The following is a 272-nucleotide window of genomic DNA, read 5'->3' as shown; positions in this document are numbered from 1 at the left end:
CATCGACGTCATCCAGCCGGTCTGGTGGCCGCGCGCATCGATCAGCGGCGACACGTACAGGCGTGCGTTGAACACGCTGCCGTTCTTGCGCTTCACCCGCACCTGAAAGCCGCCGGGCAGGGCGCGGCCGTGCAGTTCTTCCTCGAGCCGCTCGTTCATCCCCTCGCGGTCGGATTCAAGCCAGTAGGGGAAGGGCGGCGACTGGCCGACCAGTTCTTCCTCGCTCCAGCCGGTCATGGCGCAGAAGGCGGCGTTGACGTAGGTGATGCGCC

At 66.9% G+C, this 272-nt stretch carries 1 protein-coding gene; it reads right to left on the bottom strand.

Going from position 1 to position 272, the window contains the following annotated elements; genetic code table 11:
* A partial coding sequence (locus tag BB427_RS23675) for a PAS domain-containing protein (RefSeq protein WP_139119009.1) occupies positions 1 to 272 on the bottom strand: 272 nt, incomplete at both ends.

The organism is Pseudoalteromonas sp. BMB (assembly GCF_001709235.1).
Lineage (GTDB): Bacteria > Pseudomonadota > Gammaproteobacteria > Enterobacterales > Alteromonadaceae > Pseudoalteromonas > Pseudoalteromonas maricaloris.
The sequence above is the reverse complement of the archived record's forward strand: the minus strand, read 5'-3'. Positions and strand labels throughout refer to the sequence as shown.